Origin of the sequence: Staphylococcus caeli, assembly GCF_900097965.1 — a bacterium.
Classification (GTDB): domain Bacteria; phylum Bacillota; class Bacilli; order Staphylococcales; family Staphylococcaceae; genus Staphylococcus; species Staphylococcus caeli.
Genome location: NZ_FMPG01000001.1, coordinates 223,096 through 246,304, shown reverse-complemented (window position 1 = coordinate 246,304; position 23,209 = coordinate 223,096). Strand labels below are relative to the sequence as shown.

Below are 23,209 nucleotides of genomic sequence, written 5' to 3'. Positions count from 1 at the left end.
GTAAATTAAGAAATTTTTATCGTGAAAGGAGCTTAATGTTATGAATATGCCTAAATCCGTTTGGTGGCTAGTCATTGGAATGGCATTAAATATCACTGGCTCAAGTTTCTTATGGCCATTAAACACAATTTTTATGAATGAAGAATTAGATAAGAGCTTAACTGTGGCTGGTTTAGTTTTAATGATAAATTCTTTTGGCATGGTCGTTGGAAATTTATTAGGTGGCAATTTGTTTGATAAATTAGGTGGCTACAAAACAATCATGATTGGTACAGTTATTTGTTTAATGAGTACTACACTGCTCAATTTCTTTCATGGGTGGCCATGGTATGCGGTATGGCTTGTTACTTTAGGTTTTGGTGGAGGAATGATTGTTCCAGCGATTTATGCAATGGCAGGGGCAGTTTGGCCACAAGGTGGACGTCAAACATTCAACGCGATTTATTTAGCACAAAATTTAGGTGTTGCAGTAGGAGCAGCATCAGGTGGTTTTGTTGCCGAACTCAGTTTTAATTATATTTTTATAGCAAATTTACTTATGTATATTGCATTTGCCATAGTGGCAGTGACTCAATTTAATATAAAATTAGATGTTAAGGTGAAACCAAATGATGCAATGGGCTTATTGTCCAAGGCGTATCGTACGCAATTTATCGCACTTGTATTACTGTGTGTCATGTTCAGTATATGTTGGATCGCTTATATTCAATGGGAAAGTACAATTGCTTCATTCACACAAGAGATAAATATTTCTATGGGACAATATAGTTTATTATGGACTGTGAATGGAATTATGATATTAGTAGCACAACCGCTAATCCAACCTGTCATTCGATTATTGAAAGGGAATTTGAAATATCAAATGTTCGTGGGCATTGTTATTTTTATTATCTCTTTCTTCATTACAAGTTTTGCAGAACAGTTTTCAATCTTTATGGTCGGTATGATTATTCTTACATTAGGAGAAATGTTTGTTTGGCCTGCTGTACCGACAATTGCAAATCAACTCGCACCTAAAGGAAAAGAAGGCGCATTTCAAGGCTATGTGAACTCAGCTGCAACAGTAGGTAAAGCATTTGGACCTTTAATCGGTGGTATTATCGTGGATACTTTAAATATGCAAGCGATGTTTTTAGGAATGATTGTATTACTATTAATGGCACTTGTATTTTTAATGATTTACGATAAGAAATTATCCAAAGATGTGTAATAAATCATACGAATTATTATTTGAAATATCTATATGCACTCATCCACTGTTAACTGGATGAGTTTTTTTATAGAAATCGTTATTTATGTAGTTACATATTTCTTTAAATTATTGAGAAAAGGGAAGCTGAAATATTGATAAATCAGTTTTATGGCTTGAAATAAATAGATTTTTCAAATATCATTAGTGATGAATAGGAGTAGTAACTTGCATACTTTTCGACAGAGAGCTAAGAGTGGTGGAACTTAGTGTAAAGTGTCTTGTGAACTTACCAGGACTTAAAGATAACTTATGACATCTCTTACTATTTAATTAAAATGAGTGCACATTTAATGTGAAACAGGGTGGTACCGCGGTGAAAATCGTCCCTTCGAATTACAATAATAGTTTGAGGTGTTTTTTTATTGAATAGGAGGAAAAGTAGTGAATTACAATCATAATGAAATTGAAAAGAAATGGCAGGATTATTGGCAGGATTATAAAACGTTTAAAACAAGTGATAATTTAGGCCAAAAAAAATTCTACGCGTTAGATATGTTCCCATATCCATCTGGTGCTGGTTTGCATGTTGGACATCCAGAAGGCTATACAGCAACGGATATTATTTCACGTTATAAGCGTATGCAAGGATATAATGTGTTACATCCAATGGGGTGGGATGCATTTGGATTACCTGCGGAACAATACGCATTAGATACTGGAAATGACCCACGTGAATTTACAAAACAAAATATCGAGACATTTAAGCGCCAAATTAAAGAGCTTGGTTTTAGTTATGATTGGGATAGAGAAGTGAACACTACAGATCCTGAATATTATAAATGGACTCAATGGATATTTATTCAATTATATAATAAAGGTTTAGCATATGTAGATGAAGTTGCTGTGAACTGGTGCCCAGCTCTAGGTACAGTACTTTCAAATGAAGAGGTCATTGATGGTGTTTCTGAACGTGGTGGACATCCAGTTTATAGAAGACCAATGAAACAATGGGTACTTAAAATTACAGAATATGCAGACCGCTTATTAGAAGATTTAGATGACCTTGATTGGCCTGAATCCTTGAAAGATATGCAACGTAATTGGATTGGTCGTTCAGAAGGCGCTGCTGTTAAATTCGATGTGAAAGATGTTAATGATCAAATAGAAGTCTTTACGACACGAGCAGATACTATTTATGGTGCATCTTTCTTAGTATTAAGTCCAGAACATGAGCTAGTAAATCGAATTACAACGGAAGACAATAAAGATGCAGTTGTAGAATATCAGAAAGAAGCGGCTAAAAAATCAGATTTAGAACGTACTGGTTTAGCAAAAGAAAAATCTGGTGTATTTACTGGTGCTTATGCGATTAATCCGTTATCTGGCCAACAAGTTCCAATTTGGATTGCAGACTACGTATTATCAACATATGGGACTGGCGCAGTGATGGCTGTACCAAGTGGTGATCAGCGTGATTATGAATTTGCGCAAGCATTCGACTTACCAATTATCGAAGTTATAGAAGGGGGCGATATTACCAAAGAAGCATTTACAGGTGATGGTCCACATATTAATTCTGGTGAATTAAATGGTTTGTATAATGAAGCGGCGATTGAAAAAGCGATTGCGTTACTAGAAGAAAAAAATGCAGGTACTCGAAAAGTAAACTATAAATTGAGAGATTGGTTGTTCAGTCGTCAAAGATATTGGGGCGAGCCAATTCCAGTAATTCATTGGGAAGATGGTACAATGTCGACAGTACCAGAAGATGAGTTGCCATTATTACTTCCTGAAACAGATGAAATCAAACCATCGGGTACAGGAGAATCACCACTTGCAAATATTGATGATTTTGTAAATGTTATAGATGAAACAACAGGAATGAAAGGTCGCCGTGAGACAAATACTATGCCACAATGGGCAGGTAGTTGCTGGTACTATCTAAGATATATTGATCCTGATAACGAGAATATGCTTGCAGATCCTGAGAAATTAAAACATTGGTTGCCAGTTGATTTATATATCGGTGGTGTTGAGCATGCTGTATTACATTTATTATATGCGAGATTCTGGCATAAGGTGTTATATGATTTAGGTGTAGTGCCAACGAAAGAACCATTCCAAAAATTATTTAACCAAGGCATGATTTTAGGTGAAGGTAATGAAAAAATGAGTAAATCTAAAGGTAATGTTATCAACCCTGACGATATTGTGAAATCACATGGTGCGGATACATTACGTTTATATGAAATGTTTATGGGGCCTCTCGATGCAGCAATTGCTTGGAGCGAAAATGGCTTAGATGGCTCAAGACGTTTCTTGGATAGAATATGGCGTTTATTAATTACAGAAGATGGTTCAATTTCTAATAAAGTGGTAAACACACATAGTAAGACTTTAGATAAGATTTATCATCAAACAGTGAAGAAAGTGACAGAAGATTTCAATACACTGAACTTTAACACTGCAATCAGTCAACTTATGGTATTCATCAATGATTGTTATAAAGCGGATGAGATTTATAAGCCATATATTGAAGGATTTATTAAAATGTTGGCACCAATTGCGCCACATATTTCTGAAGAATTATGGTCACGCTTAGGACATGAAGAAACAATTACGTATCAACCTTGGCCTTCATACGATGAATCGTTGCTAGTCGATGACGAGATTGAAATCGTTGTTCAAGTTAATGGTAAAGTACGTGCTAAGATTAATGTTCCGAAAGATATTTCTAAAGAGGACATGGAGCAAGTTGCACTTGGCAATGAGAACGTTAAATCTGAAATTGAAGGCAAAGATATTAAAAAAGTAATTGCAGTTCCAGCAAAACTTGTGAATATTGTTGCTAAATAAAATATGGAGGGCTAAACAATGGAATCTATTACAATAACTGAATTAAAAGAGAAAATCTTAAATGCAAATCCTGTCAATCTAATTGATGTTAGAACGGATGAAGAAACAGCAATGGGTATTATTCCAGGTGCTCAAACAATTCCGATGAACACAATTCCAGATCAATTGAAACAATTTAATGAAAATGATACGTACTATATTATTTGTAAAGCTGGCGGTAGAAGCGCACAAGTTGTACAATACTTAGAACAAAACGGCATTCACGCTGTCAATGTTGAAGGCGGCATGGATGAATGGGGAGAAGAAGGATTAGAGATAAAAAGTATCTAATGCTTTAATTTAATATAACGTTAGAGGCTGAGACAATCATGATGTTGTCCCAGCCTTTTTATATGTGTAGCTAATGTTATTCTGTTGTAAATAGACTAGCGTTTGAGCCAGCTACATGACCAGTGACAAGTGCACTCGTGATATTATAACCACCTGTGTATCCATGTATATCAAGGACTTCACCACATAAAAATAAACCTGGTGTAATTTTTGACATCATAGATTTTGGCTGTATTTCTTTTAGTGAAACGCCTCCACCAGTTACGAATGCTTTATCAATCGATAATGTACCATTAACAGTAAAGGTAAACCCTTTTAATAAATCTACGAGTCGATTAATTTGTGTGTTTGAAATATGATGCGCCGTTACATCATCAGATATCTCTGCTTGCTCAACCATAAATAATAAATAACGTTCTTCAATTAAACCATGTAAACTATTTTTAACATATTTGTCTGGTGCGTTTTCAAGCATTTGTCTCACTTTATGTTCAAGGTCTTGACGAGTAAGTTCAGGGAAAACATCTATTTGCATCTGGATATTTTTACGTTTCTGATTTTTTTGTTCTTTATATACGAATTGACTGCATCTTAAAGCGGCAGGACCACTAATTCCGAAGTGTGTAAATAACATATCCATCTGATGCGTGATACGTGTTTTTCCATTCTTTTTTAAGACAGAAAGTGCAACATCTTTTAAACTTAAACCTTTTAAGCGCTTATTTTTAATAAAGGATGCTTCAGATGTGATTGGAACTTCTGTAGGGAATAACTCTGTTATTGTATGACCTAACTGTTCCGCGAATTTATAACCATCACCCGTTGAACCTGTCTGAGGAACGCTTGTACCACCAGTCGCAATAATTAAACTTTTACTTTCAAAGAATTGTTGATTATTTAAAATGATCTTAAACGACTGTGTAGCCGTATATTCTATAGATGTAACTGTAGATTCTTCTTTAATCTCAACGCTATTTTGTTTTAATGTATTGATTAATGCATCCACAACATCTTGAGCTTTATTAGAAATAGGGAACATACGACCGTGATCTTCTTCTTTTAATAGTAAACCTCTTGATTCGAAAAATTGAATGATTGATTCATTATCAAATACTGAAAAAGGACTATATAAAAATTTTCCGTTTCCAGGAATATTTTTTATGATTTCATCGTAAGGAAGTCTATTTGTTACATTACAGCGGCCGCCGCCAGAAATTTTTAGCTTGCGACCAAGTCCTTTTTTCTTTTCTAATAGCAAAATATTTTTGCTATTTTGACTCGCTGCAGCAGCTGCCATGAGTCCACTTGGTCCGCCACCTATGATAATTGTTTGATACATTTTATTGCCTCCCTTAACCTGATAGTGTTAATTTTATAGTAATATAGTTTTGAAAAAAAGTAGTTATAACGTTATTATTAAGTTTACGAGTGTAAAAATTAATTTGAGATAGGAAGATCTGAATGAGTGAAAGTAAAGAATTAGTGAGAGGAACCTTTTTAATTACACTAAGTATTTTAATTACTAAAGTATTAGGTGTAATTTATATTATTCCATTTTATGCCATTATTGGTGGCGAGAAAAATTTGGCGCCTTTCAACTATGCGTACACACCTTATAATATTGCCATTGCAATTGCAACTGCGGGTGTCCCTTTAGCAGCTTCTAAATATGTATCGAAATATAATGCGTTAGGTGCATATAGGATAAGTGAAAAATTATATAAATCTAGTTTTTTAGTGATGACTATAACAGGTTTCCTTGGTTTTATACTGCTTTATTTATTGGCACCAAGTATTGCTTCGATAACATTAGCCAACAAGGGTGACGTAAAAGGTGTCTGGACAGTCGACGATATCACGTGGATTATTAGAATTATTAGTATCGTAGTTATCTTTATTCCACTATTAGCGACATGGCGCGGTGTGTTCCAAGGTTACAAATCAATGGGACCAACTGCAGTATCCGAAGTGATAGAACAAGTAGCTCGAATATTATTTATCTTAATAGGTAGTTATTTAGTATTGAATGTATTCCATGGAAGTGTTCTTGCGGCTAATGGTGTTGCGACTTTTGCAGCGGCAATTGGTGCAATCGCAGCCATATTCGTCTTGTGGTATTACTGGAGAAAGAGAAAAGGCAATATTGAAAGAATGGTCGCAACGGATAATACGGGTATGGATGTTTCTTATGGAAAAATGTATAAAGAAATTATTTCGTATAGTATCCCATTCGTTATTGTAAGTTTGAACTTCCCATTATTTAACTTAGTGGATCAATTTACACATAATAGTGCTTTGAATATGGCAGGAGTAGCGAGTAACTTACATGATTATTTCTTTTCAATTTTAAATATGACAACAAATAAAATTGTAATGATTCCGACTTCGCTGTCAGCTGGTTTCGCGGTAAGTTTAATTCCGTTCATTACAAAAACGTATGCATCAGGACAATTAACGGAAATGCACAGACAAATACGTACATCATTAGGTGTATTGATGTTTATAACAGTGCCAGCAAGTTTAGGTATTATGGCCCTAGCATTACCATTATATACAGTTTTCTATACCTATAATGTTGACGGAAGTCAATTGTTGTTTTATTATGCACCCGTTGCGATATTAATCGCATTATTAAGTGTAACTGCATCTATGCTTCAAGGTATAGATAAACAAAAGTTAACAGTATTTGTCATATTAGCAGCAGTTGTGATAAAAATTATTTTAAACACACCACTTATTGTAGCTTTCCATACAGCTGGTGCAATTTTAAGTACAGCAATTGCATTACTATTTGCAGTGTTATGTAATTTTTACATTCTTAAGAAATATGCAAGATTTAATTTTAGTGAAACATGGTTACACTTTGGGAAAATATTCTTATACGGTTTCATTATGATGATCGGTGTCGAATTGACGTTCTTTATTTTACAAATGTTTATTTCACCAGAACGCAAAATAGGTGCTTTAGTGATTCTTGTTGTAAGTGTTGCTGTTGGTATGCTTATATACGGTAGTATTACAATGAAAACACGACTTGCGGATCAATTCTTAGGAGATATCCCAAATAAAATTAGACGTAAACTAGGATTGATATAATGCGTATAGATAAGTTTTTATCGAATATGGGTGTAGGTACACGCACAGAAGTGAAACAGTTGTTAAAAAAGAAATGCGTCACAATTAATGACAAGTTTGAAACTTCACCGAAAATACAAATCAATCCAGAAATTGATATTGTATCGGTAAACGATAAGCGTATAGATTACATCGATAAAGTATATCTCATGCTAAATAAGCCTAAAGGTTACATTTCAGCAACAGAAGATGGACAACATCAAACAGTGTTGGATTTAATTGATGAGTATAAGTATTTGGATTTATTTCCAGTTGGCAGATTAGATAAAGATACAGAAGGTTTGTTATTAATTACGAATGACGGACAGTTTAATCACCAATTAATGAGTCCATCAAAGTACGTTTCAAAAACGTATGAAGTAATATCTAAAAAAAATATTACAAAAAGTGATATAAATGTATTTAAAGTGGGTATTGAATTGAATGAGGGATTGACGAAACCTGCAAAGTTAGTCCATAGTGATGAAGTGAACAAATCACTTGTCACAATTTATGAAGGACGCTATCATCAAGTTAAACGTATGTTTCATGCGATAGACAATGAAGTTGAGGCTTTGAAACGTATAAGTATTGGCGACTTGCAACTTGATTCAACACTAGCACCAGGAGAATATCGTCATTTAACTCAGGAAGATTTTAAATTATTAGATATAAAATAAAGAAGAGGTGTATTAATATGTCAAAATTATTTAAAGCAATTATTGGTATAGGTGGTGCAGCTGCAGCTGTCCTACTTTCTAAAAAGGAAAATAGAAACAAATTAAAAGATGAGTATAGTAAATACAAATCTAATCCAGAATCTTATAAGCAAAATGCGAAAGATATCGCTAGCCAAATCAGTTCAAAAGCTGGTGAAACATATAATGAAGTGAAACAAGACCCTAAAGGTTATGCTTCAAAAGTGAAACAAGATCCTAAAGGTTTCATCAATGAACAAAAAGAGCGTTTCTCAAATGTATCTGGCAAAGAAGAAGATCACATTGATGAAGCACGATTCACTGATGAAGGTGCTGCAGACCCATCAAACAACTTACGCGTTGTTACAGAAGATGAATTAAAAAATAACGGCAATAAAAACAAATAATACGATTTAATTTTTATTATCGTTGAGACTGAGACAATTTCTAAAGTTGTCTCAGTCTTTTTTATACATTAAATTGAAAAATAATAGTACGGGAAAACAATTGATAGTAGTACAGTTTTTTATAGTTGTAAAAAAAGCGTTTGAACTGTTTAATTCAAAAACATAACAGATAAATATTTGAATAATAATAGTATCTCACTGTAGTTTCTGCGCTACTTCATGTAAAATATTAGTTATATTCGATATAAGAAAGAAGTTGATTACAAATGTGGAGAGAAAAAGTATCAGCATATGAAGATGCTATATTAGAAGACTTAAAGGGATTACTTTCAATCGAGAGTGTTAGAGAAGATGATAAAGCTACGAAAGAATACCCGGTTGGTCCAGGTCCAAGAAAAGCTTTAGACTATATGTATGAAATTGCTGAAAGAGACGGATTTGGCACGCATGATGTAGATCATATTGCTGGCCGTATCGAGGCAGGGGATGGTAAAGATATATTCGGTATCCTTTGCCATGTAGATGTCGTGCCGGCAGGAGATGGTTGGGATTCAGATCCATTTACACCAGTAGTAACTGAAGATAAGGTGATTGCACGTGGTACTTTAGATGACAAAGGTCCAACAATTGCAGCTTATTATGCTGTTAAAATTTTAAACGATATGAATGTTGATTGGAAAAAACGTATACATATTATTATTGGAACTGATGAAGAATCTGATTGGAAGTGTACAGATCGTTATTTTGAAACAGAAGAAATGCCACAATTAGGTTTTGCACCAGATGCAGAATTCCCAGCGATTCATGGTGAAAAAGGTATTAGTACTTTTGATGTAATTCAAGATGTGAAAGCTGAAGATCAAGACGAGCCTGAATACGAATTACGTGCGTTTACTTCAGGACAAAGATATAACATGGTACCTGATGAAGCTGTCGCTAAATTAGCTGTTAAAGAAAATATGACAGATGTAATTCAAAATTTCGAACAATATTTGACTGAACATGAAGTTGAAGGCGAGAGTGTTGTTGACAGTGGAATACTCGTGTTAACTGTGTATGGTAAAGCAGTACACGGTATGGATCCATCAATTGGTGTGAACGCTGGCCTATACTTATTAAACTTTTTATCACAATTAGACTTAGATAAGACGGCTGCTAATTTTGTAGCGTTTAGTGAGCAATATTTATTTAATTCTGATTTCGGTGAGAAAATGGGGATGAAATTCCATACAGAAGTGATGGGAGATCTAACAACAAATATTGGAGTTATTCAATACGAATATGAAAAAGGTGGTACGTTTGGTATCAATTTAAGATATCCAGAAGGCTTTGAATTTGATGATGCATTAATAAGATTTAAAGACGAAATTCAGCCACTTGGTTTTTCAATTCAATTAGGTAAAAATCAAACGCCACATTATGTCGCGAAAGACGATCCATTCGTTCAGACTTTAGTTCAAGCATATAGAAATCAAACAGGTGATGATACAGAGCCTTATACAATTGGTGGCGGAACTTACGCACGTAATTTGGATAAGGGTGTTGCGTTTGGAGCTATGTTTAGTGATTCTGAGGATTTAATGCATCAAAAAAATGAATATATTACTAAAAAGCAATTATTTAATGCAACAAGTATTTATTTAGAAGCGTTATATAAATTGTGCGTGGAGGAATAGTTATGACAAAAGTACTTATAAATGAAACACTTGTAGACGAACAAGATGCTAAAGTTTCGTATAATGACAGAGGTTATGTTTTTGGCGATGGTATTTATGAATATATTAGAGTATATGATAGAAGCGTATTTACAGCACAAGAACACTTTGAAAGATTATTGCGTAGTGCTAAAGAAATTGGGTTGGATTTAAAATATAGCGTTGAAGGCTTTACTGAACTTATCCAAGAATTATTAGCGGCTAATGATGTGATTAATGGCGGTGTATATATTCAAGTGACACGCGGAACGGCGCCACGTGATCATGCATTTCCGACTCCTGCAGTAGAAGCTAATATCATGGCATTTACTAAATCATATGACAGACCTTATAAGTCATTAGAAGAAGGTATTAATGCAGTTACAACGGAAGATGTTCGTTGGTTGAGATGCGATATTAAGAGTTTGAATCTCTTAGGAAATGTATTGGCGAAAGAATATGCCGCTAAATACAATGCGCAAGAGGCGATACAACATCGTGGTGACGTTGTTACTGAAGGTTCTTCAAGCAATGTTTATGCGATTAAAGATGGTGTTATCTATACACATCCAGTGAACAATTATATCTTAAATGGTATTACACGTATGGTGATTAAAACGATTGCTGAAGATAAAGAAATTCCATTTAAAGAAGAAACATTCTCGTTAGATTTCTTAAAAAATGCTGATGAAATTATTGTTTCGAGTACATCAATCGAAGTTATGCCTGTAGTTAAATTGAATGGAGAAAGTGTTGGTAATGGTGAAGTAGGTCCAATTACTAAATCTTTACAAGAAGGCTTTAATAGATATATTGACGTACATAGTTAATATTTTCTAAAAATAGATAGAATTTATAGGAAAAATGAGTGCTATATTATGCTATAATGCATATTGAGCCGTTAAACTGATTTAGCTATTTTTGAGAAAGTAAAAAGTGACTTTTTGTTTCTCATTATTGGTTGAAATTAAAACTCAAACATTATAAAATCTTTTATGAGTTTTGAAATTGAACGTAAAAATTTCTTGTTAAAAAGATAGAGAAATATTAAAAATATTTCTCTGTTTGAGTTCATTTTATGGTATGCTATAAAAGTTACTATAAATGGAAAGTCAGTAAATAATATTATATAAATTTAAATTATATGGGACATTGTGTTAGTCATAATTATAGTGAGGCGACATAAGTTATAATTTTAATTTGAGAAATTTGCTATGAAAATGGTTATATATGGCTCTCGAAATTTGTTTTTCTGGAGCCATTTTCTAATTGAAAGTGAGGTGAACGTGTTGGAGCAGTTTTATCAATTGGGATGGACGCTTGACTCGGCAGGCGGTGCATCAGGTGAAGCATATATGGCTGAACAAGATGGACAGAAACTATTCTTAAAGAGAAATTCAAATCCATTTATTGCAGCTTTATCTGCAGAAGGTATTGTACCGAAACTCGTATGGACGAAACGGATAGAAACAGGTGAAGTCGTTACAGCACAACATTGGAAAAACGGTAGAGAACTTACTTTCAATGAAATGCAAGAGCAACGAGTTGCTCAGTTACTGAAGACAATTCATAACTCAAAAACATTATTAAATATGTTGAAGCGTATGGAAATGGAACCAATTACGCCTGATATACTATTAAATAAGATTAATGCATCTTTATCTAGAGATGTATTAACGCATCATGCCGTTAGAAAAGCATTAACATACTTAGAAGACCACATGCCTGTATTAGATTCACGATTTTATACTGTGGTCCATGGTGATGTTAATCATAATAATTGGTTATTATCTGATCATGATGAATTGTTTTTGGTAGACTGGGAAGGTGCAATGATTGCTGATCCTGCAATTGATTTAGGCATGCTGCTATACAATTACGTTCCTGAAAAAAATTGGTCAGAATGGTTAAATGTCTACGATACAAAAGATTCTATGGACTTACAAAAACGAATGAAATGGTATACGGTTGTACAATCCATTGGAATGGTACAGTGGTATGAAGAGCAGAAACGTTATAAAGACATGAACTTGTGGTTAAACTTTTTAAATGAAGTTATGACTAACAATGCTTTTATATAAGGAGTCATTAAAATGAGAATGCGTTACAAGCCTTGGGCTGAAGACTATCTAAAAAAAGAACCGAATATTGTCGACATTGATGGTAGTCATGCAGGTCAAATCACTGAATGGTTTGGCAATGATCGTCCCATTTATATAGAAGTGGGTTCAGGCATGGGACAATTTATTACAACGCTTGCTGCAAAAAATCCAGATATTAATTTCATCTCTATGGAACGCGAAAAAAGTGTCATGATAAAAGTCTTAGATAAAGTTGTAGAACAAGGCTTAACGAACATCAAACTTATTTGCAACGATGCGATAGAATTAAATGACTACTTTAAAGATGGTGAAGTTAGCAGAGTATACTTAAATTTCTCAGATCCTTGGCCGAAAAAAAGACATACGAAACGTCGTTTGACTTATAAAACGTATTTAGCGTTATATAAACAAATCTTAAAAAATGATGGAGAACTTCATTTTAAAACGGATAATCGTGGATTGTTTGCATACAGTTTAGAAAGTATGTCTCAGTTTGGTATGTATTTTACAAAAATCAATTTGAACTTGCATGAAGAAGATGTTGAGGATAATATTGAAACAGAATATGAGAAGAAATTTTCTGATAAAGGTTCTAGAATTTATCGTATGGAAGCTAAATTTCATTGATCAAAATACAATTTATGAAGTCAGGTTGAGACATTATTGATGTCTTAGCCTGACTTTTTTGTGTATTTTAAGGATGAAGCAATTTAGTCACATAATAGAAACCAACTCATACATAATTCACTTACACATTATTTTACGTTGTCTAAACTTTGTATTAGTATAAAATATAAGAAATAAACGCATTGATATTGTAATAGGAGGGGTTAGCAATGAAAATAGGCGATTATCATATACATGCTTTAAATGGGGGAATTACCAATATAGATGGTGGTGCAATGTTTGGCGTTGTGCCTAAAGCGTTATGGACTAAGAAGTATGATGTGAATGATAAAAACCAAATTCCATTACCTACACATCCAATTTTAATTCAAACGGAAGATCAAAATATTCTAATTGATACAGGTATTGGCTCAGGAAAATTAACTGAAAAAGAGCGTCGGAATTTTGGTGCAACATATGAAAGCCATATTGAAGAAGATTTAAAAGCTTTAAACATAACATTCGCAGATATTGATTATGTGTTAATGACACATATGCATTTTGATCATGCCTCTGGACTTGTTGATAGTGATGGAGAAGCTATTTTCACAAATGCTGTCCATGTTATCCAGCAGGATGAATGGCACGAATTTCAAAGCCCCAACATTCGTAGTAAATCTACATACTGGAAGAAAAATAACGGTGATTTCCAAAATAAACTGTTACTTTTTGATAAAACTATAGAAATAGTACCTGGTGTTACGATGACGCACACTGGAGGGCACAGTTTCGGACATAGTATTATTACTATTGAACGTGATGGTGAGAAGGCAGTACATATGGGAGATGTTTTTCCAACAGTCGCACATAGAAATCCTTTATGGGTAACTGCCTATGATGATTATCCAATGCAATCTATAAGAGAGAAAGAGCGTTTAATTCCAAATTTTATATTTCAGGAGTATTGGTTTATTTACTATCATGATGTGAATTATTTTGCTGTTAAATTTAATAAAGACAACATGTCAGAAATTGAAACTTTCATAGCGAGAAAATAAAAAGGTTAAAGTGATGAACAATATGTAGTACACATTAGTAGCGTGTAAATTACTACTACTTAGTGCCACGTTCATGACTTTAACCTTCATTGCTTTATTCATTTTCACAAATATCTATAATTTCACCACTGATGGCATCAGCATAAAAAGTATAATAAACGAGCGTATCATCGTGTCTCGTTGTGATGCCACCTTGAAAAACGTTATAATCCATACCGTTTTTATTATACGTAATTGGTTCTTTCAATATGTATGATCCAACAACGTTCATGAAATATGTTTTGATTTCAGCTGTTATTTTATCTGGATCTTTATATTGCATATGAAATTGACGTTTATAAAAATAAATTGATCCGACAAAAGCTGTTAACGAAATGAATAGGATAATGAACCAATTCTTTTTATTCAACATAACACAATCTACCCCCAATAAAGTCTTATTAATAGTTTACCATAACGAAGATGATATAATAAATATAAAGGAGTGAGCGAAGTTGAACATCGATAAAGCAAAGACGTTAACAAGAATGAAAACATTGACTGAGCTACACGGAGTAGCAGGTTTTGAAGACAAAGTGAAAGCATATTTAAAATCAGAAATGAAACCCTTAGTAGATACCTTTGTTTATAATCGAATGGGTGGGTTTTATGGCGTGAAACGTTCAAAAGCAAAAAATCCAAAGCGTATCATGGTTGCTGCGCATATGGATGAGATTGGTTTTATGGTCACACACATTACACAGAATGGTATGCTTCAATTCACCAATTTGGGAGGCGTTGCGACAGACATATGGCAGGGCCAACGATTAAAGGTGCAATCTAGAAAGGGAGAAGAGATTGTTGGAATTGTTGCCAATATACCGAAGCATTTTAGAACTGGAAACGAAGGGGCACCAAAAATTGAAGATTTATTATTAGATATTGGTGCTGAAAATGCTGAAGAAGTACGACAACGCGGCATAGAAATTGGCGATTCAATCGCACCGGACACGCCATTCATACAATTATCAGAACATCGCTTTGCGAGTAAAGCATGGGATAATCGATATGGGTGTCTCATAGGCATTGAATTACTAGAATTACTTAAAGATGTAGAACTAGATTTTGATTTATATGTTGGGGCGAATGTACAAGAAGAAGTAGGGCTAAGAGGTGCGCGTGCATCTGCAGAATTAATAGATCCAGATGTTGCACTAGTAGTTGATTGTTCTCCAGCCAATGATATGAAAGGTAAACAAAATTTGTCAGGTGAATTAGGTGGAGGTACATTAATAAGAATTAAAGATGGTACAATGCTTTTAAAACCAACATTTAGAGATTACTTGTTAAATATTGCAGAAAAAAATGATATAAACTATCAATATTATATTTCACCCGGTGGCACAGATGGGGGAGAAATTCATAAAGCTAAGATAGGTATACCAACTGCAGTGATTGGCGTGTGCGCGCGTTATATTCACAGTACAAATGCGGTATTTGATATGAGAGATTATACAGCAGCGAGAGATTTACTAAAATACTCGATTACAAATTTAAACGAATCCAAGATAGAAGCATTGCAATATCATTAATGATAAAAATAGGAGTGAACCGTTATGAAACAATTAGAAAATGAACAACAATTCGAACAATTAAAACAACAACAGACTGTTTTTTTATTTACAGCTGATTGGTGTCCAGATTGTAAAGTCATTGAGCCTGAATTACCACATCTAGAAACAAAGTATAAGCAATATACGTTTGTTTCAGTGGATAGAGATAAATTCATGGATATTTGTGTAGACCATGGTATTATGGGCATTCCTAGTTTTTTAGTGTTCAAAAATGGTGAACAAATTGGAAGTTATATTGGTAAAGAGCGTAAATCTATAGCACAAATCGATGCGTTTTTATCAGAATTATAGAAAGATAAATTTAAAATGATTTTATAAAAATTATACCCTTAGAACACACATTTTTTCTGTTACTAAGGGTATATTTATTGTAAACTGTATTAAGGTACGTAAATAGGAGTGTTAATCATGAATGTCTTTCAAATGAGAGATAAATTAAAAGATCGATTGAAACATTTAGATGTTAAATTTAGTTTTAATCGTGAAGACGAAACGCTACGTATATCAAGAGTTGATAATGGCAAAGGCGTTACTGTTAAAATAAATCCAATTGTAGCAAAATATAAATCTCAAAAAGAAAAAATAGTAGATGAAATTATATATTATGTTAATGAAGCAATTGAACAGATGAAAGATGAGACACTTGACCATAACGATGAAATCCAAGTTATGCCGGTGTTAAGATCCCCAAGTTTTGATAAAAAAGATAAGAATGGTAATGCATTTGTGATAGATCAACATACTGCAGAAACTAACATTTATTATGCAGTTGATTTAGGCAAGTCTTATCGTTTGATAGATGAAAGTATGCTTCAAGAAATGAACGTGACAAAGCAACAATTGAAAGAAATGGCTTTATTTAATGTACGAAAACTAGAAAATAAATATACGACTGACGAAGTCAAAGGAAATATTTTTTATTTTGTAAATTCGAACGACGGTTACGACGCGAGTAGAATATTGAATACTTCATTTTTAAATGATATTCAAGCACAATGCGAAGGTGAAATGCTAGTTGCTGTGCCACATCAAGATGTCTTAATTATTGCAGATATTTGCAATAAAACGGGTTATGATGTTATGGCACATTTAACTATGGAATTTTTCACAAAGGGGCTTGTCCCAATTACTTCACTATCATTAGGATATGAAAATGGCCACTTCGAACCAATATTTATTCTAGGAAAAAATAATAAACAAAAAAGAGATCCAAACGTTATACAACGATTAGAAGCTACACGAAAACAATATGAAAATAAAGATAAGAAATAAGGAGTAATGAAATATGAATCTATTTTATAATCAAGCAGCTGTTGGAGATGTTGCATTTTTACAATTAGAACCTGCTCAAGGTGAGTTTCAATATGAAAACAAAGGTGATGTTGTAGAGATACAACTTGATGGTCAAGTGGTAGGCTATAATATTTTTAACGCGTCTTTATATGTATCAATTAACGGGAACGGTCATATTAAATTAACAGAAACACTTGTCCAAGGGTTACAAAAAGCGATTGAAAGCGCTGGATTTACTTTTAAATTAAATGCAGATTTTTCACCAAAATTTGTAGTTGGTTATGTAGAGACAAAAGAAAAGCATCCTGATGCTGATAAATTAAGTGTTTTAAGTGTAGATGTAGCTACTGAAAAGTTACAAATTGTTTGTGGTGCACCAAATGTTGATGCTGGTCAAAAAGTCGTTGTTGCAAAAGTAGGTGCTGTAATGCCAAGCGGTATGGTTATTAAAGATGCAGAACTAAGAGGTGTCGCTTCTAGTGGCATGATATGTTCTATGAAAGAGTTAAATTTACCAAATGCACCTCAAGAAAAAGGCATAATGGTATTATCTGATGATTATACAGTTGGTCAATCATTTTTTGAAGAATAAAAGGAGGTAATGTACGTATGAGCTGGTTTGATAAGCTATTTGGAGAAGATAACAATTCAGATGAAGATTATCTCAGTAAACGAAGCCAACGACGTCAAAAAGCTACACAACATGAATATCGTGATTCGTTACTTCCTCAAAACAATGATGTTTACGAAAGACCAAAAGGTAAATTTAGGTTTCCAATGCGTGTTTTAGAAGAAGCTAACGCGCAAGATGATAACAATCAAAGTGCATCTAATGAACAACAAGATTATCGTCGTGATGAACAGTCGGGAAGCATAAACACACAATATAGAAGACATAGACAAATGCGCGATAAAGTATCAAATAATGACAAAAACAGTCAGGTAAATGCGCGTCAAAATACTAAGACGCCACATCAGTCACATATAAAATCAAATACTGAATTTAAACAACATAAAGGTAAACGTATGAGAATTCAAACTGATGTTTTACGAGCAAATGCGACGTCTAACCACACTACAACTACGCCGAAGCATTATCATCAAAGTGAATTTAAAGCGAGTGAAGTACCTTCTGCAATTTTTGGTACACATAAACCACGCCCATTAGAAAATGGTGTCATTAAAAGTAAACAAGATGCAACTAATGATCATGCAACGACTGACCGCGGTCAAGATATTGCTAGTGAAATAGCAACGCGTTCGTATAATCAAAATGGTCAAAAAGCAGTTAACAAGAATAGTGTCAATTCTAGAAAAACTAATGAACATAATGACACGACTGATGCGACACCACCATCAATGAATACAACAGAACAGGTAAACAATAAAGAAAATACTACAAATAAAAATGTTAGTAATTTAAATACATCACGTCAAAATAAAAAAGATAATACGATAAAATTAGAAAACATTTATGCTTCTCAAATTGTGGAAGAAATACGTCGTGAACGTGAACGTAAAGTATTACAAAAACGTCAATTTAAAAAAGCATTACAACAAAAGCGTAACGAAAATAATGATAGTCAAGAAGATAGTATTCAAAAAGCAATTGATGAAATGTATAAGAAACAGGCACAAAATTACATAGGTGAAAGTTCACTAGATGATGAAGACAATCTACTTGAACCGAAAGAGGTTTCAACGGATAATTCACAAATTGACGAAGATAACGCTACATCAGAACAGCAAATGTCTGATGATACAGCTAAAGGTGAATCTTCTCTATTTAATTATGAAGAAATCGACTTAGACCATGTACGTGAAAAGCATACAATTGATGAAAACCAAGTTGAAGTCAGTGATGAATCTAAAAATATAAAACAAAACGATTTCTCAACCACGAATGATATGAATTCTGAAGTTATGGATTCGGATGCAACAACAGTGAAAGATGATGATTATACCCAAAGTGAATCCTTTGTTGGAGATATGCATAATCGTGAGCTGACACAAGCGTCTGAAGGTATGACTGACGACGATTCTGATTCTGAAATTGATGATGCACAATATCGAGAATTAAGCGACCAGCAAACTGATTTATCTAAAACCAATACACCGGATACAAATGGTGAAAATAAAGATTACGTGCAGTTTGATAAAGAGAACATTGATTCAAGCTCGTTGACTAAATTGGAAAGTTTTGAAGATACTAGTAATGTGGACACTAACTCTGAATTAGATAACACATCATATATTTCTGAAAGTGAAGTTGATGAGGCAAACTTGAATAATGTAACAGCTTCTGAATCTAATAATGAAGCTTTACTAAATAAACAAATTTCGCAATCTGAACAAGCATCAAGTGAAAGTGATTCGACATCGCAGTCAGAGCCATTAAAACAAAGTAGTGTTGATGTATCAAAAACTAATAAAAAATCGCGAAATACTATTAGAAAAGGTAGTAAACCATTTAACGTTGTAATGACACCGTCAGATAAAAAACGTATGTTAGATGCACAGAAATCAAAAATTCAAAGTTTTAATCATGTAAATCAACCAATAACAGATTCAAATCATAGTACGACAACACTAGACACCGAAAATCAAATTCTGTCTGAGCATGATGAACTTGAAATCACAAATGCTAAGCAGTTGAATAATACGATTCATCAAGATATTAAAGAAGAAACTACTCAAGATGCTATTTCGCAAAATTCACATGAACATCAAGCACAATCACCAATTAATGAAAAAAGCGATCCTCAAAAAGTTAATATAGCGCCATCGTCAACATCTAAACAATCGGATAATGTGCAAAAGCAACAAAATACACAAGCGCCAGTGTTAAAGCCAGAAATGACTGGTAAGCAATTGGGTGGAAATGAAGCACTAAATGATCAACAAAATAATAAGGCTATTAGAAGAGGACCAAACATAAAATTACCGAGCGTAGAACTTTTGGAAGCACCAAAACAGCATGAAGTAGATAATGCATGGATTGACGATAAAAAACAAGAATTAAATGAAGCTTTTTATTACTTTAATGTCCCAGCAGAAGTGCAGAATGTAACAGAAGGACCGAGTGTCACACGTTTTGAGTTATCTGTGGAAAAAGGCGTTAAAGTTTCTAGGATTACAGCACTTCAAGACGATATTAAAATGGCTTTAGCTGCAAAAGATATCCGAATTGAGGCACCTATTCCTGGAACAAGCTTAGTAGGGATTGAAGTACCTAATCAGAACGCGACAACAGTTAATTTGCGTTCGATTATCGAAGAGCCGTCATTTAAAAATGCAGAGTCTAAGTTAACAGTAGCGATGGGACTTAGAATTAATAATGAACCACTGCTTATGGATATTTCAAAAACACCACATGCTTTAATTGCCGGTGCAACAGGTTCAGGTAAATCAGTCTGTATCAATAGTATATTAATGTCATTATTGTATAAAAATCACCCAGAAGAATTAAGATTATTACTTATAGACCCTAAAATGGTAGAGCTAGCACCTTATAATGATTTACCTCATTTAGTAGCACCTGTTATTACAGATGTTAAAGCTGCTACACAGAGTTTAAAATGGGCTGTAGAAGAAATGGAAAGACGTTATAAAGTCTTTGCCAAATATCATGTGAGAAATATTACTGCGTTTAACAAAAAAGCAGCTTATGAAGATAGAATGCCTAAAATTGTTATAGTCATAGATGAATTAGCTGACTTAATGATGATGGCTCCACAAGAGGTTGAACAATCAATTGCGCGCATTGCCCAAAAGGCACGTGCATGTGGTATTCATATGCTCGTCGCAACGCAAAGACCATCAGTAAATGTCATCACTGGATTAATCAAAGCAAATATACCAACTAGAATCGCATTTATGGTATCATCAAGCGTGGATTCACGCACTATTTTAGATAGTGGTGGTGCAGAACGCTTACTAGGTTATGGTGATATGTTGTATCTCGGTAGCGGTATGAATAAGCCTATCCGAGTTCAAGGCACATTTGTCTCAGATGAGGAAATAGATGATGTTGTCGACTTTATTAAACAACAACGAGAGCCTGAATATTTATTCGAAGAAAAAGAATTATTGAAGAAAACAGAAGCACAACCACAAGATGATTTATTCGATGACGTCTGTCGATTTATGCTCAATGAAGGTCATATTTCAACTTCATTAGTACAACGCCATTTCCAAATTGGATATAATCGTGCAGCTAGAATTGTTGATCAATTAGAACAACTTGGTTATATTTCAGGTGCAAATGGTTCAAAACCAAGAGATGTATATATAACTGAATCAGATTTAACTGAGAATTAATTTAGAGATAAAGGAGTGTTACAATGACACATTATCATTTTGTCGGTATTAAAGGTGCTGGCATGAGTTCATTAGCACAAATCATGCATGATCTTGGCAATGACGTACAGGGATCAGATATTAATAATTATGTTTTTACTGAAGTTGCTTTAAAGAATAATGGAATTAAAATTTTACCATTTAATGCAGATAATATTGAAGCGGACATGGTTGTCGTACAAGGCAATGCATTCCCAGATACGCATGAAGAAGTCGTTAGAGCACATGACTTAAAATTAGAAGTCATACGTTATCATGATTTTCTAGGACACATTATCGATCAATATACATCAGTGGCAGTAACAGGTGCACATGGTAAAACATCTACGACTGGTTTGTTATCACATGTTATGAATGGCGATAAAAAAACGTCTTTCTTAATCGGTGATGGAACAGGATTAGGTATCCCTGAAAGTGATTATTTTGCATTCGAAGCATGTGAATATCGCAGACACTTTTTAAGTTATCATCCTGATTATGCAATCATGACAAATGTGGATTTTGATCATCCTGATTATTTCAAAGATGTTGACGATGTATTTAATGCATTCCAAGAAATGGCTCAAAATGTTAAAAAAGGTATAATTGCTTGGGGGGACGACCCATATTTATGTAATATCAAAGCAGATGTGCCTGTATATTATTATGGTTTTTCTAAAGATGATGATATTTACGCTGATAATTTAGAAATTAGTGAAAAAGGAACCAAATTTGATGTGTATGTGAAAGGTGAATACTATGATACTTTCCTATCACCTCAATTTGGAGATCATAATATTTTAAATGCACTTTCTGTTATTACAATTAGTTATTTAGAAGAACTAAATGTTGATAATATTAAAGAAGCATTAGAAACATTTGGCGGGGTAAAACGTAGATTTAATGAAACTAAAGTTGGAAAGCAAGTACTTGTCGATGACTATGCACACCACCCAAGAGAAATAAGTGCTACAATTGAAACTGCGAGAAAAAAATATCCTAATAAAGATGTTGTAGCTGTGTTTCAACCGCATACTTTTAGTAGAACTCAAGCTTTCTTAGATGAATTTGCGGAGTGTTTAAGTTTAGCTGATAAAACATTCTTATGTGAAATTTTTGGATCTATAAGAGAGAATAGCGGAAATTTAACAATTCAAGATTTAATTCAAAGAATTGATGGTGCGACTCTAATTGACGAGGAAAGTGTAAATACGTTAGAAACTTTTGATGATTCTGTAATACTATTTATGGGCGCAGGAGACATTCAAAAAATTCAACGTGCATATATGGAAAAAATTGGTGCAACTTCTTCTTTTTAATATGTTTATGTTAAAATGATAGGGGTATTAATAAAAAATAACAACATATGATTTATAGGAGGCGTTTTAAATGGAATGGATTTTACCTATAGCTGGAATTATTGCAGCGATTGCATTTCTAATATTAGTAATTGGCATCGTTGTTGTATTACTTTCAGTTAAGAAAAACTTAGACCACGTAGCAAAAACTCTTGATGGTGTCGAAGGACAAGTTCAAGGTATTACACGTGAATCTACTGATTTATTACACAAAGCGAATCGCTTAACAGAAGATATTCAAGACAAATCAAATCGTTTAAACTCAGTTATTGATGCAGTTAAAGGTATCGGTGACTCAGTACAAACATTAAATGGTTCAGTTGATAGAGTAACAAACTCAATTACGCACAACATTTCTCAAAATGAAGATAAAATCTCTCAAGTTGTTCAATGGTCAAATGTTGCAATGGAAGTTGCTGACAAATGGCAAAATAGAAGAAATCGTAGAGATAGTGCAAATTACAAAGCGAGCAGTGTAGCAGATGACACAAATCATAGCTATACTACACGTGTAGAAAACAAATAATTCATATAATAACAACAAATGCAC

General features: G+C 33.6%; 20 protein-coding genes and 1 other annotated feature. Of the genes, 18 read left to right on the top strand and 2 right to left on the bottom strand.

Annotated features, from left to right (window positions below):
- The first annotated feature begins 40 nt into the window (after positions 1–40).
- From BJS11_RS01160 to BJS11_RS01150, 3 genes are all read left to right on the top strand, one after another.
- A complete protein-coding gene (locus tag BJS11_RS01160) occupies positions 41–1,210 on the top strand; it encodes an MDR family MFS transporter (protein ID WP_069995058.1) in 1,170 nt (389 codons plus the stop codon).
- A 180-nt stretch (positions 1,211–1,390) separates the two neighbouring features.
- Positions 1,391–1,583 (top strand) — a binding site (T-box leader).
- 50 nt (positions 1,584–1,633) lie between these two features.
- Positions 1,634–4,048 (top strand): leucine--tRNA ligase, encoded by a 2,415-nt coding sequence (gene leuS, locus BJS11_RS01155; protein WP_069995059.1) that lies wholly within the window; start codon positions 1,634–1,636, stop codon positions 4,046–4,048.
- Between the two features lie 18 nt (positions 4,049–4,066).
- Positions 4,067–4,378, top strand: coding sequence for a rhodanese-like domain-containing protein (locus BJS11_RS01150; RefSeq protein WP_069995060.1), 312 nt, complete (start codon positions 4,067–4,069; stop codon positions 4,376–4,378).
- 76 nt (positions 4,379–4,454) lie between these two features.
- On the opposite strand, the gene BJS11_RS01145 is transcribed toward BJS11_RS01150, so the two are convergent.
- Positions 4,455–5,717, bottom strand: a complete 1,263-nt coding sequence (locus BJS11_RS01145; protein WP_069995061.1) for a BaiN/RdsA family NAD(P)/FAD-dependent oxidoreductase — start codon at positions 5,715–5,717, stop codon at positions 4,455–4,457.
- 122 nt (positions 5,718–5,839) lie between these two features.
- On the opposite strand from BJS11_RS01145, the gene BJS11_RS01140 reads away from it, so the two are divergent.
- The 8 genes from BJS11_RS01140 (at position 5,840) to BJS11_RS01105 (ending at position 14,057) form a co-directional block, all read left to right on the top strand.
- Entirely contained in the window at positions 5,840–7,474 is a 1,635-nt protein-coding gene (locus BJS11_RS01140; protein ID WP_069995062.1) for a putative polysaccharide biosynthesis protein, read from the top strand.
- Positions 7,474–8,172, top strand: a complete 699-nt coding sequence (locus BJS11_RS01135; RefSeq protein WP_069995063.1) for a pseudouridine synthase — start codon at positions 7,474–7,476, stop codon at positions 8,170–8,172. The genes BJS11_RS01140 and BJS11_RS01135 overlap by 1 nt, the downstream gene beginning before the upstream one ends.
- A 17-nt stretch (positions 8,173–8,189) precedes the next feature.
- Positions 8,190–8,597, top strand: a complete 408-nt coding sequence (locus BJS11_RS01130; protein WP_069995064.1) for a YtxH domain-containing protein — start codon at positions 8,190–8,192, stop codon at positions 8,595–8,597.
- A 266-nt stretch (positions 8,598–8,863) separates the two neighbouring features.
- Positions 8,864–10,273, top strand: a complete 1,410-nt coding sequence (gene pepV, locus BJS11_RS01125; RefSeq protein WP_069995065.1) for a dipeptidase PepV — start codon at positions 8,864–8,866, stop codon at positions 10,271–10,273.
- A gap of 2 nt (positions 10,274–10,275) precedes the next feature.
- Positions 10,276–11,121, top strand: a complete 846-nt coding sequence (gene dat, locus BJS11_RS01120; RefSeq protein WP_069995066.1) for a D-amino-acid transaminase — start codon at positions 10,276–10,278, stop codon at positions 11,119–11,121.
- Between the two features lie 459 nt (positions 11,122–11,580).
- Positions 11,581–12,372: a phosphotransferase family protein gene (locus BJS11_RS01115; protein WP_069995067.1), complete on the top strand. Its 792-nt coding sequence runs from the start codon at positions 11,581–11,583 to the stop codon at positions 12,370–12,372.
- Between the two features lie 12 nt (positions 12,373–12,384).
- Entirely contained in the window at positions 12,385–13,020 is a 636-nt protein-coding gene (trmB, locus tag BJS11_RS01110) for a tRNA (guanosine(46)-N7)-methyltransferase TrmB (RefSeq protein ID WP_069995068.1), read from the top strand.
- 209 nt (positions 13,021–13,229) lie between these two features.
- Positions 13,230–14,057 carry a YtnP family quorum-quenching lactonase gene (locus BJS11_RS01105; RefSeq protein WP_069995069.1) on the top strand — a complete coding sequence of 276 codons (828 nt, stop codon included), beginning with the start codon at positions 13,230–13,232 and terminating at the stop codon, positions 14,055–14,057.
- A 94-nt stretch (positions 14,058–14,151) separates the two neighbouring features.
- On the opposite strand, the gene BJS11_RS01100 is transcribed toward BJS11_RS01105, so the two are convergent.
- A complete protein-coding gene (locus BJS11_RS01100; RefSeq protein ID WP_069995070.1) occupies positions 14,152–14,469 on the bottom strand; it encodes a hypothetical protein in 318 nt (105 codons plus the stop codon).
- Between the two features lie 82 nt (positions 14,470–14,551).
- Here BJS11_RS01100 and BJS11_RS01095 point away from each other — a divergent pair, with 82 nt between their 5' ends.
- The 7 genes from BJS11_RS01095 to BJS11_RS01065 all read left to right on the top strand — a co-directional run bounded on the left by BJS11_RS01095 (position 14,552) and on the right by BJS11_RS01065 (position 23,185).
- A complete protein-coding gene (locus BJS11_RS01095; protein ID WP_069995071.1) occupies positions 14,552–15,628 on the top strand; it encodes a M42 family metallopeptidase in 1,077 nt (358 codons plus the stop codon).
- Between the two features lie 24 nt (positions 15,629–15,652).
- Positions 15,653–15,961 carry a thioredoxin family protein gene (locus BJS11_RS01090; RefSeq protein WP_069995072.1) on the top strand — a complete coding sequence of 103 codons (309 nt, stop codon included), beginning with the start codon at positions 15,653–15,655 and terminating at the stop codon, positions 15,959–15,961.
- A gap of 117 nt (positions 15,962–16,078) precedes the next feature.
- A complete protein-coding gene (locus tag BJS11_RS01085) occupies positions 16,079–16,942 on the top strand; it encodes a DUF1444 domain-containing protein (protein ID WP_069995073.1) in 864 nt (287 codons plus the stop codon).
- Between the two features lie 13 nt (positions 16,943–16,955).
- On the top strand, positions 16,956–17,555 hold the full coding sequence (gene ytpR / locus BJS11_RS01080; protein ID WP_069995074.1) for a YtpR family tRNA-binding protein: 600 nt from the start codon (positions 16,956–16,958) through the stop codon (positions 17,553–17,555).
- A 17-nt stretch (positions 17,556–17,572) separates the two neighbouring features.
- Positions 17,573–21,283 carry a DNA translocase FtsK gene (locus BJS11_RS01075; protein WP_069995075.1) on the top strand — a complete coding sequence of 1,237 codons (3,711 nt, stop codon included), beginning with the start codon at positions 17,573–17,575 and terminating at the stop codon, positions 21,281–21,283.
- A 23-nt stretch (positions 21,284–21,306) separates the two neighbouring features.
- Positions 21,307–22,620 (top strand): UDP-N-acetylmuramate--L-alanine ligase, encoded by a 1,314-nt coding sequence (gene murC, locus BJS11_RS01070; RefSeq protein WP_069995076.1) that lies wholly within the window; start codon positions 21,307–21,309, stop codon positions 22,618–22,620.
- Between the two features lie 70 nt (positions 22,621–22,690).
- Complete coding sequence (locus BJS11_RS01065; RefSeq protein WP_069995077.1) at positions 22,691–23,185, top strand: DUF948 domain-containing protein; 495 nt, start codon at positions 22,691–22,693, stop codon at positions 23,183–23,185.
- Positions 23,186–23,209 lie beyond the last annotated feature (24 nt).

Coding starts and splice junctions, on each gene's coding strand:
- BJS11_RS01130 (WP_069995064.1), top strand. CDS start 8,190: ATGTCAAAATTATTTAAAGCAATTATTGGTATAGGTGGTGCAGCTGCA.
- dat (WP_069995066.1), top strand. CDS start 10,276: ATGACAAAAGTACTTATAAATGAAACACTTGTAGACGAACAAGATGCT.
- BJS11_RS01145 (WP_069995061.1), bottom strand. CDS start 5,717: ATGTATCAAACAATTATCATAGGTGGCGGACCAAGTGGACTCATGGCA.
- pepV (WP_069995065.1), top strand. CDS start 8,864: ATGTGGAGAGAAAAAGTATCAGCATATGAAGATGCTATATTAGAAGAC.
- BJS11_RS01075 (WP_069995075.1), top strand. CDS start 17,573: ATGAGCTGGTTTGATAAGCTATTTGGAGAAGATAACAATTCAGATGAA.
- BJS11_RS01160 (WP_069995058.1), top strand. CDS start 41: ATGAATATGCCTAAATCCGTTTGGTGGCTAGTCATTGGAATGGCATTA.
- BJS11_RS01140 (WP_069995062.1), top strand. CDS start 5,840: ATGAGTGAAAGTAAAGAATTAGTGAGAGGAACCTTTTTAATTACACTA.
- BJS11_RS01150 (WP_069995060.1), top strand. CDS start 4,067: ATGGAATCTATTACAATAACTGAATTAAAAGAGAAAATCTTAAATGCA.
- BJS11_RS01090 (WP_069995072.1), top strand. CDS start 15,653: ATGAAACAATTAGAAAATGAACAACAATTCGAACAATTAAAACAACAA.
- ytpR (WP_069995074.1), top strand. CDS start 16,956: ATGAATCTATTTTATAATCAAGCAGCTGTTGGAGATGTTGCATTTTTA.
- BJS11_RS01105 (WP_069995069.1), top strand. CDS start 13,230: ATGAAAATAGGCGATTATCATATACATGCTTTAAATGGGGGAATTACC.
- BJS11_RS01100 (WP_069995070.1), bottom strand. CDS start 14,469: ATGTTGAATAAAAAGAATTGGTTCATTATCCTATTCATTTCGTTAACA.
- BJS11_RS01065 (WP_069995077.1), top strand. CDS start 22,691: ATGGAATGGATTTTACCTATAGCTGGAATTATTGCAGCGATTGCATTT.
- trmB (WP_069995068.1), top strand. CDS start 12,385: ATGAGAATGCGTTACAAGCCTTGGGCTGAAGACTATCTAAAAAAAGAA.
- BJS11_RS01085 (WP_069995073.1), top strand. CDS start 16,079: ATGAATGTCTTTCAAATGAGAGATAAATTAAAAGATCGATTGAAACAT.
- BJS11_RS01135 (WP_069995063.1), top strand. CDS start 7,474: ATGCGTATAGATAAGTTTTTATCGAATATGGGTGTAGGTACACGCACA.
- murC (WP_069995076.1), top strand. CDS start 21,307: ATGACACATTATCATTTTGTCGGTATTAAAGGTGCTGGCATGAGTTCA.